The organism is Ruminobacter amylophilus (assembly GCF_900115655.1).
Lineage (GTDB): Bacteria > Pseudomonadota > Gammaproteobacteria > Enterobacterales > Succinivibrionaceae > Ruminobacter > Ruminobacter amylophilus.
Window position 1 is genome coordinate 1 of record NZ_FOXF01000018.1, and the last position, 14,778, is coordinate 14,778.

The 14,778-nt window shown below is 46.2% G+C and carries 16 protein-coding genes; 4 read left to right on the forward strand and 12 right to left on the reverse strand.

Going from position 1 to position 14,778, the window contains the following annotated elements:
* Window positions 1-100: 100 nt before the first annotated feature.
* From BMY80_RS05975 to BMY80_RS05995, 5 genes are all read right to left on the reverse strand, one after another.
* The gene (locus BMY80_RS05975) at window positions 101-1,450 is read right to left on the reverse strand and encodes a DEAD/DEAH box helicase (protein WP_093141867.1); all 1,350 of its coding nucleotides are present in this window, start codon (window positions 1,448-1,450) and stop codon (window positions 101-103) included.
* Window positions 1,431-1,712 carry a VRR-NUC domain-containing protein gene (locus tag BMY80_RS05980; RefSeq protein WP_093141870.1) on the reverse strand — a complete coding sequence of 94 codons (282 nt, stop codon included), beginning with the start codon at window positions 1,710-1,712 and terminating at the stop codon, window positions 1,431-1,433. Before BMY80_RS05980 ends, BMY80_RS05975 begins: the two co-directional genes overlap by 20 nt.
* On the reverse strand, window positions 1,709-2,245 hold the full coding sequence (locus BMY80_RS05985; protein WP_245730066.1) for a hypothetical protein: 537 nt from the start codon (window positions 2,243-2,245) through the stop codon (window positions 1,709-1,711). The genes BMY80_RS05980 and BMY80_RS05985 overlap by 4 nt, the downstream gene beginning before the upstream one ends.
* A gap of 298 nt (window positions 2,246-2,543) precedes the next feature.
* Complete coding sequence (locus BMY80_RS05990; protein WP_218140323.1) at window positions 2,544-4,811, reverse strand: phage/plasmid primase, P4 family; 2,268 nt, start codon at window positions 4,809-4,811, stop codon at window positions 2,544-2,546.
* Window positions 4,811-5,146 carry a hypothetical protein gene (locus BMY80_RS05995; protein WP_093141875.1) on the reverse strand — a complete coding sequence of 112 codons (336 nt, stop codon included), beginning with the start codon at window positions 5,144-5,146 and terminating at the stop codon, window positions 4,811-4,813. Before BMY80_RS05995 ends, BMY80_RS05990 begins: the two co-directional genes overlap by 1 nt.
* Before the next feature lie 394 nt (window positions 5,147-5,540).
* On the opposite strand from BMY80_RS05995, the gene BMY80_RS06000 reads away from it, so the two are divergent.
* Window positions 5,541-7,313 (forward strand): AAA family ATPase, encoded by a 1,773-nt coding sequence (locus tag BMY80_RS06000; protein WP_093141877.1) that lies wholly within the window; start codon window positions 5,541-5,543, stop codon window positions 7,311-7,313.
* Window positions 7,314-7,340: 27 nt separating this feature from the next.
* Window positions 7,341-7,622 (forward strand): HU family DNA-binding protein, encoded by a 282-nt coding sequence (locus BMY80_RS06005; RefSeq protein WP_093141880.1) that lies wholly within the window; start codon window positions 7,341-7,343, stop codon window positions 7,620-7,622.
* Between the two features lie 99 nt (window positions 7,623-7,721).
* Here BMY80_RS06005 and BMY80_RS06010 read toward each other — a convergent pair whose 3' ends face one another.
* The 7 genes from BMY80_RS06010 to BMY80_RS06030 all read right to left on the reverse strand — a co-directional run bounded on the left by BMY80_RS06010 (window position 7,722) and on the right by BMY80_RS06030 (window position 12,722).
* Window positions 7,722-9,668 carry a DNA polymerase gene (locus tag BMY80_RS06010; protein WP_093141882.1) on the reverse strand — a complete coding sequence of 649 codons (1,947 nt, stop codon included), beginning with the start codon at window positions 9,666-9,668 and terminating at the stop codon, window positions 7,722-7,724.
* Between the two features lie 72 nt (window positions 9,669-9,740).
* Window positions 9,741-9,875 carry a hypothetical protein gene (locus tag BMY80_RS12685; RefSeq protein WP_281242272.1) on the reverse strand — a complete coding sequence of 45 codons (135 nt, stop codon included), beginning with the start codon at window positions 9,873-9,875 and terminating at the stop codon, window positions 9,741-9,743.
* 8 nt (window positions 9,876-9,883) lie between these two features.
* On the reverse strand, window positions 9,884-10,432 hold the full coding sequence (locus BMY80_RS06015) for a DUF2815 family protein (RefSeq protein ID WP_093141885.1): 549 nt from the start codon (window positions 10,430-10,432) through the stop codon (window positions 9,884-9,886).
* Window positions 10,433-10,435: 3 nt separating this feature from the next.
* The gene (locus BMY80_RS06020; protein WP_093141887.1) at window positions 10,436-11,563 is read right to left on the reverse strand and encodes a DUF2800 domain-containing protein; all 1,128 of its coding nucleotides are present in this window, start codon (window positions 11,561-11,563) and stop codon (window positions 10,436-10,438) included.
* Window positions 11,556-11,927, reverse strand: a complete 372-nt coding sequence (locus BMY80_RS06025; RefSeq protein ID WP_093141889.1) for a hypothetical protein — start codon at window positions 11,925-11,927, stop codon at window positions 11,556-11,558. The genes BMY80_RS06020 and BMY80_RS06025 overlap by 8 nt, the downstream gene beginning before the upstream one ends.
* Window positions 11,860-12,072, reverse strand: a complete 213-nt coding sequence (locus BMY80_RS12075; RefSeq protein WP_143066467.1) for a hypothetical protein — start codon at window positions 12,070-12,072, stop codon at window positions 11,860-11,862. The genes BMY80_RS06025 and BMY80_RS12075 overlap by 68 nt, the downstream gene beginning before the upstream one ends.
* Before the next feature lie 170 nt (window positions 12,073-12,242).
* Entirely contained in the window at window positions 12,243-12,722 is a 480-nt protein-coding gene (locus tag BMY80_RS06030; protein WP_093141891.1) for a helix-turn-helix domain-containing protein, read from the reverse strand.
* 883 nt (window positions 12,723-13,605) lie between these two features.
* On the opposite strand from BMY80_RS06030, the gene BMY80_RS06035 reads away from it, so the two are divergent.
* Together BMY80_RS06035 and BMY80_RS06040 are read left to right on the forward strand one after the other, a co-directional pair.
* Complete coding sequence (locus BMY80_RS06035) at window positions 13,606-13,842, forward strand: helix-turn-helix domain-containing protein (RefSeq protein WP_093141894.1); 237 nt, start codon at window positions 13,606-13,608, stop codon at window positions 13,840-13,842.
* Entirely contained in the window at window positions 13,832-14,776 is a 945-nt protein-coding gene (locus BMY80_RS06040; RefSeq protein WP_093141897.1) for a restriction endonuclease subunit M, read from the forward strand. The genes BMY80_RS06035 and BMY80_RS06040 overlap by 11 nt, the downstream gene beginning before the upstream one ends.
* Window positions 14,777-14,778 lie beyond the last annotated feature (2 nt).

The window sequence follows — 14,778 nt, forward strand, 5'->3', positions numbered from 1 at the left end:
CTGCAGTTGTTTACCAGACTTCTGTAATGCTCAATTTCATTCGTCAGATTGCGCACGTGGCGCTCCAGGTTAAATCCTCTCATCAAAAATTCTTTAGCGTTCATTTGTTTTCTCCTAAATCTGCTTTAACCGCATCAATCAGTGCGTTCTGAGTTAATTCCTTTTTCGACAATGCCTTAAGCACTCGCTCGTCGATGGTTCCTTTGGCAATGATGTGTTGGATCACCACAGTGCCGGAGGTCTGTCCCTGTCTCCAGAGTCTGGCATTGGTCTGCTGATAGAGCTCCAAGGACCAGGTAAGACCGAACCATACCAGTGTCGAACCACCGGATTGCAGGTTAAGTCCGTGACCGGCAGAAGCAGGGTGGATCATGGCAACAGGGATCTTTCCGGCATTCCAGTCGGTGATGTCTTTCGAGGTTTTAATCTGCCGGACATCAAACCTTTTTCTGATCCTTTCTAGGTCGTGCTTAAACCAGTAGGCCACCAGAAGGGGATTGCCGTTGGCTGACTCGATGATGTCTTCCAGGGCATCAAGCTTGCGGTCATGGAATTCCACGATGTTTTTGGTATCGTCGTAAATTGCACCGTTGGCAAGCTGACTGAGTTTATTGGTGAGGGCTGCGGCGTTGGGAACGGTGATTTCCTCATCGGAAAGAGTCATCACCAGCTCAGACTTAAGCCTCTCGTACTGCTTTCGTTCATCATCTGACAGCACCACCTCGTACTGGGTTGAAATCAGTTCAGGCATTGTGAGGTGGTCGGTGCACTTCATGGAGATGGTGATATCCGAGATGCGGCGGTAAATTTCCTCTTCAGCTCCTTCCCTCGGCTTGTAGGAAAACACCTGCTGGGCGTTCCTCTTGTCGGGCATGAAGTAGCATTCTCTGTATCTCGTGATGAACTTTCCCAGGCGTTCGCCCATATCAAGCAGTCTGAACTCTGACCATAGGTCCATCAGACCGTTTGATGAAGGAGTACCGGTAAGACCTACGATGCGCTTAACCTTTGGACGTACCTTCATCAGAGCTTTGAATCGTTTGGCGGTGTGGTTTTTGAAGGAAGACAGCTCATCGATAACAACCATGTCAAAATCAAAGTTTCCACTTTCCACCAGCCAGTCCACGTTCTCACGGTTGATAATGGTGATATCGGCATTCTTTGCAAGTGCCGCTTTGCGTTCTGCCAGAGTACCGACAGCCACGGCATAGGTGAGGTGCCTGAGATGTTCCCATTTGCTGATTTCCATAGGCCATGAGTCTCTGGCTACTCGTAAGGGACCGATGATCAGTGCTTTGCTGATCTCGAAGGAATCGAACATAAGTTCAGAGATTGCCGTCAGAGAAATTATCGTCTTACCCATGCCAAGCCCAAGAAGAACCGCTGCCACATGGTGTTCTTCGATGTAGTTAATGGCATAAGCCTGATAATCATGGGGTTTGAAGTTCATTCAGCATTCCTCCTATCTGTTCAATTCCGTCAATCACGTACACTCTGAAACCCAACCGCCTTAACATCTCATGCCTTGCCACCTGCAATGCTCTCGGATGCATCCCGGGGGCTTTGAGTTCAGCGAAGGCAAACACACCATTGGGAAGCAGCACCAGGCGATCAGGCATTCCGGCATAACCGGGAGACACGAACTTCGGTGCGATGCCTCCTCTGGCCTTCACGGCAGTTACCAGTTTCCTCTCGATAAATTTCTCGTTCACAGTAATTCCTCCACCGGATCTGCCAAATCGAAAGCCACATAAACTGCAGAATAGAAATCACGAATGGGGCGACCTTTGTACCGGGAGATTGATTTCTCATTGCACCTTACGTAGTGCCTGTTTCCGGGATAAACCGAGATCCATATTCTTTGGCCCCTGTGCATTCTGGTGTAAGTGCGGAGAGCACCCATTGGAGCTGTCTCCTTCCATTCCCCGGCAACGAAATTCTTTCTGCGTTTGGCTCGATTCTTCATCTGACGCTCACGCTCCTTCGCAGCCAGAATATCGCCCTGCATAACGCCGGCACAGATACATCCGACACAAACCTCTTCGAAATAAAGGTCGTGATCCATCACATGGATAAATCGAACCTTATTGCAATCGCACAGCTCACATGTTGCCAGTGGAGCATCCTCGTTATCCTCGCGTACATCGATGATTTTCTTGCAGAACCATCCGTCTAATGGTGCTCGCCATTCTTTCAGTCTTTTCTGGCATTTTGCGAGATAAAACTCGCTGTAATTTTCTTCCAATTTTTTCTCCGTCAAGAGGGGCGCGGATTGCTGTTCCGCACCCCGGTTTTATGGCTCTGTGCAAGGTGTCGCAATGTGTTCTATAAAACTCCTCTATATATAAATTTTTCTCTTTAATTTTCCCCTAAGGGACTTTCTATATAACAGATTGCTACACCTTGCAAAGCCTTGATTTATAAGGGTTTTAACTTTTTGGGTACAAAGTGTCGCAAGGTATAGCAATGTGTATCACTTGATGACTTTTTAACCAAAAGTCACTTTGCGAACACACCTTGCTACACTTTGCTACAGGTGGTCGTTAATTCAGGAAATCTCCGCTCAGACGCAGCCCTTTGATGAACCTTTTTCGCTCAAACATGATGCGTTCAAACCCTGCTCTCTCGAGTGCTGAATAGAAGTCTCCCGTATTGCGGACATACTCCCCGGTTTCAAGACAATATGTCCGGTATCCCTGATATAGCTCAGATGAACTTACCCGGAACTCTTCGCCCACCTCGCATTTGTCCTCAAGGAAGTGGCCGAACCAGTTGTTCTGCTCGCGGTATGCCTCAATGGCCTGTCGGACGCATGGGGGAACGGGAACCTTGAAGTCGAGCTCGATTGCCTTCCTCGCACCCTCGATAAGCCACGCCAGAATTGCCTCACCGGCATTTTCGAAGAGATATTTGGCATAGTTTTTCCTGTCTCCCTCGCCCTCAATTTTGGCGTTGAACGGGATAACGATAAGTCTTCGCCAGATACCGTCATCAGAGGCACTCACCCTCGGCAGGTGATTGGTATAGAGCACCAGGGTGTGGCATGGATTGAAGGAGAAAGGATCTTTGTATTTCTTTTCCGCGAAGATCTTGTCAGTGGAACAGAGCTGCTTTACCACAGAGTCATTAAGCCTTGCGCCTTCCTGCATCTCCGAGGCAATAAGGAGACGCTTTCCCTTGGCCTCTGCAAGCTCCGGCTTGATATTCCTGTGGCATCCCGTGGTGAGAGCATCTGCTGAGATATTGCCGCTGTAGGAGCCCAGCACCATGGCTATGACATTCCAGAAGGTAGATTTGCCGTTACGTCCGATACCGAGAGCAATAAACAGCGCCTCCACCAGTACCATGCCGATGATGGCGATACCGCAGTTAATTTGAACGTACTCAATCAGTAATCTGTCTCGACAGAAAAACAGATTAAGGGCATCGTTCCAGAGTTTGTCTCCTTTAGTGCCGGGAGACACAGCGGTCATTTTGGTAATGAAGTCATCCGGTGAGTGTTCTCTTGCGCCTTTTAGTCCCTTGCGCAGGTCGTATGTGGCTGTCGGCGTACACAGAACATAAGGATCTGAGTCCAGCTCGTTTGGTGATATTTCCAGCTTCGGCCGGGCTTCCTTAAGTACCGCGGTTACATTCTTGGATTCACGGCAGCGCATGGTAAAAGCACGGTATGTGTTTGCGGCGTTTAAGGCTTCAAGAGCTTCTGTCTGCTCATCGTTCATCAGACTGGCGGCTTTCTTTTTGGAACTTGCTGTATCAAGTATTTCCTGAGCGCCGCATTCATCCATGTGGACAAGAGCCTTCATGATTTCCACATTGGCTTCTTCAAGCTGTCGCCGGGTGAGTTCATGAGCCACTGCCTGGGCTCCGGATTCGGTTTCCTTCCAGTGGTTATCCACATAGCGGATATAGTGAGTGGCAGGAGAGTACCGGAGTTCATTCCCGAAAATCTTGGCCAGCACCTCAGCCTGCCCAACATCGGAGTAATCTTCCGGCTTGTAGCTGACCTCGGTGTTGTAGGTTTCCGGATCAACATAACCCTCCTGTTTCTGCAACCCAGCAAAAAACCTCTGAGCGCTATGCCAGATTGTCTGAAGCTCTTCATCAGGAAGTGGCGGACTGCATTTGGCTGCTTCATCCATAAAGCACTGGTAGGCCTTGTCTGTATCTCCGAACTTCTTGATGATCTTTCCGGCATACTGGCTCATGGTGTTGTTGCGGCTGCCTTCCTGAATTACCCGGCTGCCATACTGCCCCTGATTAAGATCCTTATCGAACGGCGCCGCATCCTGCAGAAATTCCGTAAGGTTCATAAAGCCTTTATGGAATTCTACCTTCGGATCTGATGTGCCGTAGAAGAACCGGGCGGCATCAAGGGCGTTGGTGTCGAAATAAGGAAAGATTCCGTTCACCACGGTTTTCAGATTCGCGTATGCGGCATGGTCGGTCATGCGCTCAATCGGAAACAGAATATGGAATCTTGGCCGTGCAGACTTGTTGTCCTTCACTCTGTTATGGTGCTGACTGTAATGAACGAAAAAGGTAACATTCGGAAATGCCTGTGCCACATCATCCGGGGTAATCCAGTCAGCCTGATTCTCGGAGTGGTCGTTGTCGCAGTCCACCGGCAGGCAGTCGCTGCTTATGAAATTATCCTTGCTGCGGTAGTTTCCCTTGTACTCGGCGCATACATAGTCACGGATTACTGCCGAAAGCAGAGTCTTCTCATCGGTTACCTCGACGTGGTTCGGATACAGACAGTTCCATTTGATGCCGATAACATTGGCACGGTAAAGGTTGATCATTGCCATCAGTCCACAACCTCCGCTGATTCTTCTTCCAGAACCTTAACCACGAACTTCAGTGCTCTGATGATGGTTTCAAGCTCGCAGTCACCACCAAGAATGAACTCAGCACTTTCAGTGTTGTTGCTGTAAGGCCTGCGGGAGGTCTTAACAAACATGTCGGTATTACCGATGTCGGTGATGCGGAAATAGGTACGGCTGCCGTGTTCTGCATTGCCGCCCTTAAAGCCGTTGGTGCCGGCTTCGACCTCCAGCATATTTGCACCGGTTATCTCCCGAGTGAAGGTGGTAATCCTGGTTCCGTCCGGCAGAACTTTCTGTTTTTCTTTGATTTCAAACATAAAAAACTCCTGAAAATAGGTTAAGAAACACGAAGACTTTTATAGGCCTTCACTTACTACTGGACATGAGCGGGCGTTTTGAGCGGATTTATTTTCAGAAAATTTGTTGAAAGGTTAAGAAGTGAGCAAATATAGAAGACTGAGTGATTGGAAGAAAAGTTAACCCGGTAGCTCAACTAAGTTACCAGCAAAGTAGAACATCAATATTTTTTGATCATTTGTGGATAATTTATGCTTTTATTCTTATCAAAAAGTAAGATATTGACAGTTGACGATTGAATCGTGTGTGGGATAATAACGGTGATAGAGCCTTTCTGCGCTTCAATCATTTTATGAATAGCGGACCGGTGAAAGGCCTTTTTCACATGTGAATAGTCAGACTCGGGGGAACAGGATGTTGAAGTCTATAGGTATTGGAGCGGAATTGTTCCACGAATTAATTGAGAGCAACAGTTACTATGTTGACAAAACCAAATTCATAAAAACAATTTTTGAAGAAAATACCTCAAAGGTCATGCTCATAACCAGGCCAAGACGTTTTGGTAAAACACTCACCATGTCCACCTTCTATGATTTTCTGGCTCTTGATCCTAAAAATCCCGGTGACGCATACCGTCAGGAAAAATGGTTTGCAGGAACTGAAATCTTTGATGATAAAGAGTTTTGCGCTAAATACATGGGAAAATTCCCGGTAATATTTGTGTCGTTTAAAACCATTGTTCATCAGAATTTTAATGATGCATATAATCAGTTTGCTACTCTGATATACAAATTGGCACTGCAGTTTGAGTATCTTGCTACCAGTAAGGAATTATCCGATAAACAGAAGGAACAGTATGCCAATTTGATTAATTACGAAAAGCTTGCAGATAGAACCGATAAATCTTTTCTGACCGGCTCTCTTCAGACGCTTTCCTGTCTTCTCGAAGCACATCATAAGATAAAACCTGTACTGCTGATTGACGAATATGATGTTCCTATTGCAAAAGCAGCTCATCATGGCTATTACGACGAAATGATAAATCTTATCAGTCCTTTTTATAACGATACTTTAAAAACAAATTCGTATCTCGGTAGAGCTGTACTCACTGGATGTTTAAGAGCCGCCAAGGAGAGTATTTTTACCGGACTGAATAATCTTATGGTCTGCTCGGTTCTTGATTCCGGAGATGCTGATATATCAACCGGAATAGGCTTCACAAAAGAAGAAACACAGGAAGTTCTCGCATACTACGGACTTTCAGGCTATTACGAAGAGGTAAGAAGCAATTACGACGGGTATCATTTTGGAACAACTCATATGTACTGCCCATGGGATGTAATGAACTTCTGTAATGATAACTACAGAAAACTGAGTCAAGACAGAAATCTCATTCAGGCTCGCAACTACTGGATAAACACCAGCGGTAACGACGTTATCGAAGAATTTATGGGGTTCATAGAGCCGGATGACGTTGATAAGATGCAAAACCTTCTGGATGGTGAATTCATTATTGCAGAAGTGAGAGCTGCGCTGTGCTACGGAGATTTAGAGAACCATGACATAAATGATTTCTGGACTCTGCTACTTTATACCGGCTACCTTACATTTGATCTTCAGTACAGATCTTCTAATAAAAATGAGTACAGATTGTATATCCCGAATGAGGAAATTAAGGATTGCTTTAAATCCAAAATCATGGATTTCTATAAAAATGATCATGTTATGAAGAACAGCACCGGTAATCTGATAAAAGGATTATTCACAGGGGATGCTGGAGTTGTTGAAGACAACCTTAACGAGCTATTGGCTAAGTATGTATCCATCAGAGACTTCTCCGTCAATGCTCCGAAGGAAAACTATTACCACGGCTTCATGAACGGACTATTGGCCAACGGCACATCTCTCATTGAAGAGCAGAAATCTAATTTTGAGTCAGGAAACGGCTATATTGATTTGATAATAAAGTCTTTAAAGAACAGAGGCGTTATTGTAATTCTGGAATTAAAGCAGACTTCTGATGAGAATGAAGATAAGTTTTTGATAGCAGAGGATGCTGTCGAGCAGATAATCAAAAAGAAATATGCTGACCCGTACATCAGAAGAAACGATATTAAAGCTGTTCATTCATACGGTATCTGTTTCTGCAAAAAGGAATGTACCGTTGTTGGCAAAAAACTGAAATAAAATTTGCAAAGAGAGAGGTTTGATTACATGAATAAACAGGAACTTATTGAAATAATCGCTGAAAAGAGTCATACGACCAAGTCAGATAGCAAAAAGATGCTTGATGCCTTTTTAGAAACAGTAACTGAAACATTAGCCCAAGGTGACAGTGTTCAGCTCGTTGGTTTCGGAACTTTTAAGACTTCTGAAAGGAATGCTCGCAGCGGTCGTAACCCTCGTACCGGTGAGGCTGTTGAAATCCCGGCAAAGAGAGTACCTTCATTTACTGCAGGCAATACGTTAAAAGAAGCTGTGCAGTCAGACAAGTAATCACATATTCCTTAATGCGGGAGCTGTGCTTAATTCCAAATAACTTGATCGGTGCTGACCGACTAAGTCACCGACCAAGATACCGTTCAAGTTAAGGCGCTAATCCTTTTTGTAGTAGGGCGATGTGTAACCGCTGGCGGTAAGGATTAAGCCTTCAGCCCATGGCGGAGTTCTTCCCATCTGTTCACAAAGAGCATCCAGACTTACGCGTGGATCTGCCTCGATGACCACTTCATCATGTATGTGCATAACTATGCTGCAGTTCCGTAAAGTCTTCATGGCAAAACACAGAATGTCTCTGGCTGTTGCCTGGACGATGTTTTCCACGAACTTGGGACCGTAGGATTCGAGACGTTCCCACTTTTTGGTAGCACCGATGCCTTCATAGGTAATGCTTTCACCGCCGAACTGGTTCATGCCGATACGAGGTTTAACGTAGGCGAGCTTTCTGCCGGAGGGCAGGGTGATAAACAGCATGCCGCTTTTGAACGAGAAAGTGATGCCGTGAGTTTCGGTGGTGGTTCTTTTATTCACTGCTTCCATAACTGCGTTATCCACAGCCCACCAGAATTTCACAATATTTGGATTGGCGTTTCTCCAGGCGTTGACGAGGGGCTGTAACTCCTCCTCCTTAAGCCCCATCTCAAGTGCTCCCATGGCCTTTAATGCGCCCATCCCCCCGCCGTAACCAAGGGCCAGTTCCGCTATTTTCCCTTTTTGCCTCAGATGACCATTGATACCATGCTTTTCCACCGGAACCTTAAACATCTGACTGGCACTGGCGCAATAGATATCACCGCCTTTACGGAATACCTCAGACCGCCATTTTTCACCAGCAAACCACGCAATCACTCTGGCCTCAATGGCTGAAAAGTCCGCTACATAAAAGAGCTTTCCCTTCGGAGGCACAAAGGCTGTTCTTACGAGCTGGGAGAGCGTATCCGGCACATCATCGTAGAGCATAGATACAGCGTCATAGTCTCCGGTTTTGATAAGCGCACGAGCCTGATCTAAATCGCTCATGCTGTTACGGGCAAGATTCTGCAACTGAATGATTTTGCTTGAGAACCGCCCGGTGCGATTGGCACCGTAGAAGCTGAAAAGTCCCCTGGCTCTGCCGTCGGCACATACAGCATTCTGCATAGCCTGGTACTTTCTCACTGATGACTTGGCAAGCTGCTGCCGGAGTGTCAGCACTCTGATGAGTTCCGGCGTGGCATTCTTCATAAGTTCAGCCACGGCTTTCTTATCAAGGCTTTCAGTCATAAGACCGTTATTTGCCAGCCAGTCCTTCATCTGCTGGACTGAGTTGGGATTTTCAAGCTGAGTAAATTCCCTCATGGCACTTATGAGCTCATTTCGCGAGCGTTCATCAATGGCAATCGCCTGACGTACCAATTCCATGTCGATTTTTACGCCGCGGTCGTTAATCTCCTGGTCGAGGTGGTATTCCTCCCAGACGAAGTCCGGTACCGGGAACTTACTCAGTCTCTGCTGTATTCCCATTTCGGTTTCCACGTCCCGGATGTTGTAGTGTTTGAACATTTCCCACTTGTCGGGAGCATGGCAGGGGAGATTTCTGGTTCTGCCACTGTTTGCCTGAGTAGGGGAGCACGGCTTGCAGAAATAGCGTATAAGCTCCTTTCCTTCCGTGAGTTTCTGCTTATCGAGGCCCAGTACCGCACCGGCTCCTTCGAGTGAAAACGGCAGTCCCAGAGTTGCCGCCCACACCATGTCGCACCGCCAGCCTTCGGGATTGAGGTAACCGGTTAGTAAGCCTAAGTCGCGCAAGTATCTGGACAGACATACACGCTCAAAGTTTGCATGCCACGCCCATTTGATGACGCTGTCATCGGTCACGGCCTTGATGATTTCCCTGGGAAGTTTTTCTCCGGAGGCGAGATCAGCAAGCTGTACCTCACCACCATCTACACTGTAGGCAAAGAGCAGAATTTCAAAATCGGGAGCCTCGCAGTAGCGGTAGACTCCGCATTTCCTTAAGTCCTCACTGCTGTATGTTTCGAGATCACAAGATAGTGTTTCCATAAAATTCTCCTGTCAAAAAAGGGCAGCAGACAAAACCACTACCCTTACTAAATCGTTACAAGTTATCTGGTGCTACCAGACACGACGCTTTCTGCGTTTCAGGAACTCGGTAAAGAGAAATCCGAGGAACTCAAACAGGATTGCTGCCACTACGCCGGTAAACAAACCGGAGCCAAAGCCCATCAGAAAGATTTCACCTGAATCCATGATGCCTCCTAACCTAAAAAGTCTTCATCTTCTTCAGTGGCAAAATCGCTCTCGGCGCTCGCTCTTCCGCCTAACGGCTCACCGTCCTTAATCTTCTGCAGATTGTTAAGACCGCAGGCAATACCCTTATTGCCGTTGGCATTGAATGCATAGAAACTGATGGAGGCTCTGCCGTAACAGCCGGAGTAGACTTCAGACTTGTCGAGGATTTCATTCCTGTTGGCGTCCACCACACCGGGAGCAGTGGTAGAGTTAGCATTGACGAAATACGCATTGGCGTAAGCAGAATCATCCGGACGTTCCAAATCACCGTCACGAAGCGGAGTTCTGAGAGTGCTGAGCGCAGGTACGGACTTGGCGTTACCCTTGAGCTTGGACTGACCGTCACGGTAAGCCTCTTCAATGGCAGCCTTGATCTTGCCAACGGTTACGGTGTCAGACTTTGGGATGATGAGAGACACACTGAACTTAGGCTTGCCGCCTTCCATAGCTTTTGGTTCCCATACGTTGGCATAGGACCATCTGGTGTTTACACCTGTAATTACTTTTGTAGCCATAATTTATTCTTCCTTAAAATCTAAAGTTGCACTTGAAACCGCCGGTCTTTTATCGCTCTCCGGTACGAGCGTTGGTTTGCCTTTCGACTTGGCAATAAGTCCTGAAAGAAGTTCGTCAAACTTTGCCTTTCCGAGAAGTTTCTGCATGGCGGTGATGCCTATGAGTTTCTTCTCGAACGGATCGAACCCTGCCTCGCATACAGCCTTGATTACCTTGTCCTCGCTGGTGAATTTTCTAACTGAACGTCCTTCCACGAGCTTCCATCCGTGCCATTCCTTACCGCCAATGGCCTGCTTCAAGGCATATTCCTTGATGTCATTTGCCCATGCGGTAAGTTCATCAACCTGGGAAAGGATCACTTCGATTTCAATGTCCTCAAGTAGATCTGGAAGTTTGAAATCATGCTTTGCCAGTAGAAGGTTGGCTTCGGCTCTGGCACGGCAGGCGTGTTTGGCTTTACAGAATCCGCACCATTCACCGGCACAGAATTTTCCTTCACCGGCAAATGCCAGAGAGGCAATAGGCTTCAGTGTGTTTTCAGCCCACTGGAGGAGTTCATCACGGGAAATCTCCCAGGTGCTGATGTTCTCCCGGCGGGGCTGGTAGATGGTCATGCTGATCTTTTCGATGTCGTAAAGAACATCGAAGATTTCCAGCGCACCAAGGGCATAGCACTTCATCTGCGGATTGTTTTCAGCCTCGACAAGAACACCGAGACCGTGCTTGTAATCAACAATTCGGAGTGTTCCATCGGATACAATGATGCAGTCAGCCGTGCCAAATCCTTCTGGTACCCATTGCGAGAAATCAACTCTCTGCTCAATGAGCACCTTCGGATCTGAGCAGGACTTGGCAGCCTCGTTTACCAGCTCCAGAACAAAGGAGGCATAGCCGGAGGAGCATTCATCCATCTCCTCGCTGTAACGGGAAAGTTCGGGCGTAGGATCAGTAGCATCCATGCCAAGGGCTGTTTTCAGCTTGAACTCGCAGAGCTCATGGGCTTCTGTTCCTTCAGCCGCATACTCGCTGGCTCCGTCCCCGGGAAACTGCTCACAGAGGCGAACTGACGGCGGGCACATCAGCCAGCGGTGCGATGCCGAGGCTGACAGGATTGCGTGGGAATCAGGCATTCTTAAGTTCCTCCGCATCTTTAAGAATCGCAGCGTAGTGCTCCGGGGCAAGAGCAGAAAGCTTTGAAGCACCGTACTTTTCAAGCAGAGCCTTAACGCCTTCACGGTTCCCAGCACGGGCAATGTCAGCCAGAATTCCGCGAACATCCTCAAAGGATAATTTCGGGGTTTCCGGTTCAGCCTTTGCTGCCGGAACAACTGCATCGGTCGACGGTGCGGATTCAGTTTCCTGAGACTGGTTTTCAGTAGCAGGTGCAGAATCCTTGGCATTCAGATCTTCCAGAAAATCGGCAATGTTATTCAAAGCGACTGCCGCATGCCGCAGTGCGACGATGCTCGAAGCCATGTCTTTTGTGTTGTTCATAGGTAGTATTTCCTTTCTTTGAGTTACGTAATTCAGCAAGAAGCTCAAGGTTTCTTGCCATCTTTGCGGATACATGAGAGATAGCCGTGAGTACGGCAATCAGCTCATGGCTTTTCCCGCGGGAATCGAAGTAAGACTTGTTCATTTGAGAACCTCCTTAATTTGTGAAAAAATCAGCCTTACACTTACTACTGGACATGAGCGGGCGTTTTGAGCGGAAATATTTTTAAATTTTTTATTACTTGTTTATTTCGTAATCAAAACGCCTTGCTCAGGCATCGCCACTATGGGAAAAAGCCTTTATGAAAGGGGGAACTACCTGTTGAGATTATGCAGCTCGGTTCGGATCTTCTTCATGTGATCTGCAAAGGTTCGCTGTTTGCGTCCCAGTGTTTCCGCAATTTTCCTGTCGGATAATCCTTCCTCCAGCAATTCAATGATGAGATCAGCCTCCGGTTCAAGTTCTCGGAATCTGGCAACCAGTAGTTTCAGCATTTGGTCGCATGCCATAAGTTCATCCATCAGCGGTTTCTCATCTGATAATTCTGTATCTGTCAGTTCATCAATAGACTCCTCATTTCCTACGGTGTGATAGGAACAGTCAGAACAGTAGCCATTACATGTCCACAGGTAGTTGGCTGGGCATCTGCATCGGCCATGTCTCTGTTCCCGCTTAATGGTTGCCCAGATTTCAGGATAGATTGCCTGGTACTGTTCCTCGGTAATCTCAACGAGCTTAACTTTCTTGGGATCGGTTGAGCTGCGAAGAGGGTAATAACGTTTTTTATTTGCCATTTAGGCTTCTCCAGTTCGGAAAAACCGAAGCGGAGTAGCCCTTCACGGCTCGTTGTCACTGTGTGCATTAGGTCACCTCGGGGAATACCCCGTTCGGTAGGTGACCAGTGGTGCATGACACTGGACGGTTAAAATAAATTCGCCTGTTTCAGCCATGCACTCATCAATTTGCAACTTGATGAGCTTACGCAGGCGAGGTTAAAAATCTGTATCCAGATCTGAAAAGACGCAGAACACGTAACATCCAACAGCCGTGTTGCATGTTTCGTAAATAAAGCCTTTGTCTTTGGTAAAAAAAGCAATCCCCCTAACAAGTAGCCAGGGGGATTGGTGAAATCTGACGTTCGGTCAAGATTCATACGAAAAAAGCAGGCATCTTTTGCGGTGTCTGCTTGGATAAATACGAGTAATTATGTGATCTGGATAACAAAATTACAGAACGTGGATTTTACAGAGGAAAAGGCTTTCTTTCCATAAAATTGTTATGAAGTAGTGTCTAATCGGCGATTATTTAGTAGGGGATGGAGCAATTTTTGTGCGTATGGTTGACAATTGTACAAAGTATGTCGCAGATTTGGTCAAGAGGTGAGCGGGGGAGTAGAATTTTTTCAGAAAATATATGCGAGATATTGATTTCTCTCAAGGTTTTATTCCTGACACATATATGCTTCGGAGAAGATTTTGTTAGCCATTTCAAACACCAGTATTATTGCAACAATCCGAACTACAAGGTAAAGCGGAACAATCGGTGGTAAGAGCCTACTACAAACGGAAAAGATTGAGGAATATGAGTAATTAATGTATCGTGGTATTTTCATAAGTATTTGAAAAATTCATGTTTTCGTGATATGTTGTTTTGGTACATCGTTACGGAGGGCGTGCTATGGCCGTAAGCTACAAAAAATTATTTCATATGCTGATAGACAGAAATATGACGGTTGCGGAGCTTCAGAAAAAGGCAGGATACAGCGCCAATATTTCAACGAGGATGCGAAGGGATGAGTACGTGTCCCTTGATTCGATTGAAAGAATCTGCCTTGTGCTAGATTGTAAGGTAGACGATATTGTGGAGTTTATTCCCAGGAAAGAATGTATCAAGGAGGATAAGTGTGAACGTTAATGCGTCGATAGATATTTCTGAAAATGAGATACTTAAATACGGAGAATCACTATTCAATGTTCTCCTTTGCGACAGAACAACACACCGCAATATTATTTGGGGAACGTCTGACTACGAGGAATATGGAGTAGAATACCGGGCTCAGTTCCCAATCAATATTCATTTAATTACTGGCAAAAATAATAACATCATACAACCTCGAATTTATAAGGAAAAGACCAGTCAACTTGGGCGCACTAAATCGAAGGCTGAAGTATTTACTCCTTCATGGGTGTGCAATGAACAAAATAACCTTATTGATGCGGCATGGTTTGGCAGAGAAGGTGTTTTTAACGTTCAAACCTACAAGCATTGGACAGTAACAACGCAACCTATTGAGTTCTCAACAAGAAGAGGAAAACGTTGGACTGATTATGTGGATGCAAAGCGATTGGAAATCACATGTGGCGAAGCACCGTACCTTGTTAGCAGGTATGATACCGTAACCGGGGAAGCAATTCCTCTCGGCAGTCGTATTGGGCTTCTTGATCGAAAAATTCGTGTTGTGTCAGAAAACGCAAATACATATGATGAGTGGATGAAATGGGTAAAAAGAGCCTTTGAAAGCATTTATGGTTTTGAGTATCAGGGGGACAATCTGCTTCTTGCTCGTGAAAATCTGCTTTTTACATTCATTGATTATTATAGGAATAAATTTGGTAAAGATCCGTCTTGTGAAGAATTGAAGCCAATTGCCTATGTTATCTCATGGAATATCTGGCAGATGGATGGCTTAAAAAATACAGTCCCTTTTTCTACTGTTACTGAGCGATATCAGCAGATGGATATATTTGATCTTTTTGATGGGGTTGAGCCTGAACCATGCTTTTGCAAAATTCGTGATTGGAGAATGAACCAAACGGTGACATTTAATTCGTTAGTTAATAAGAGGTGAAC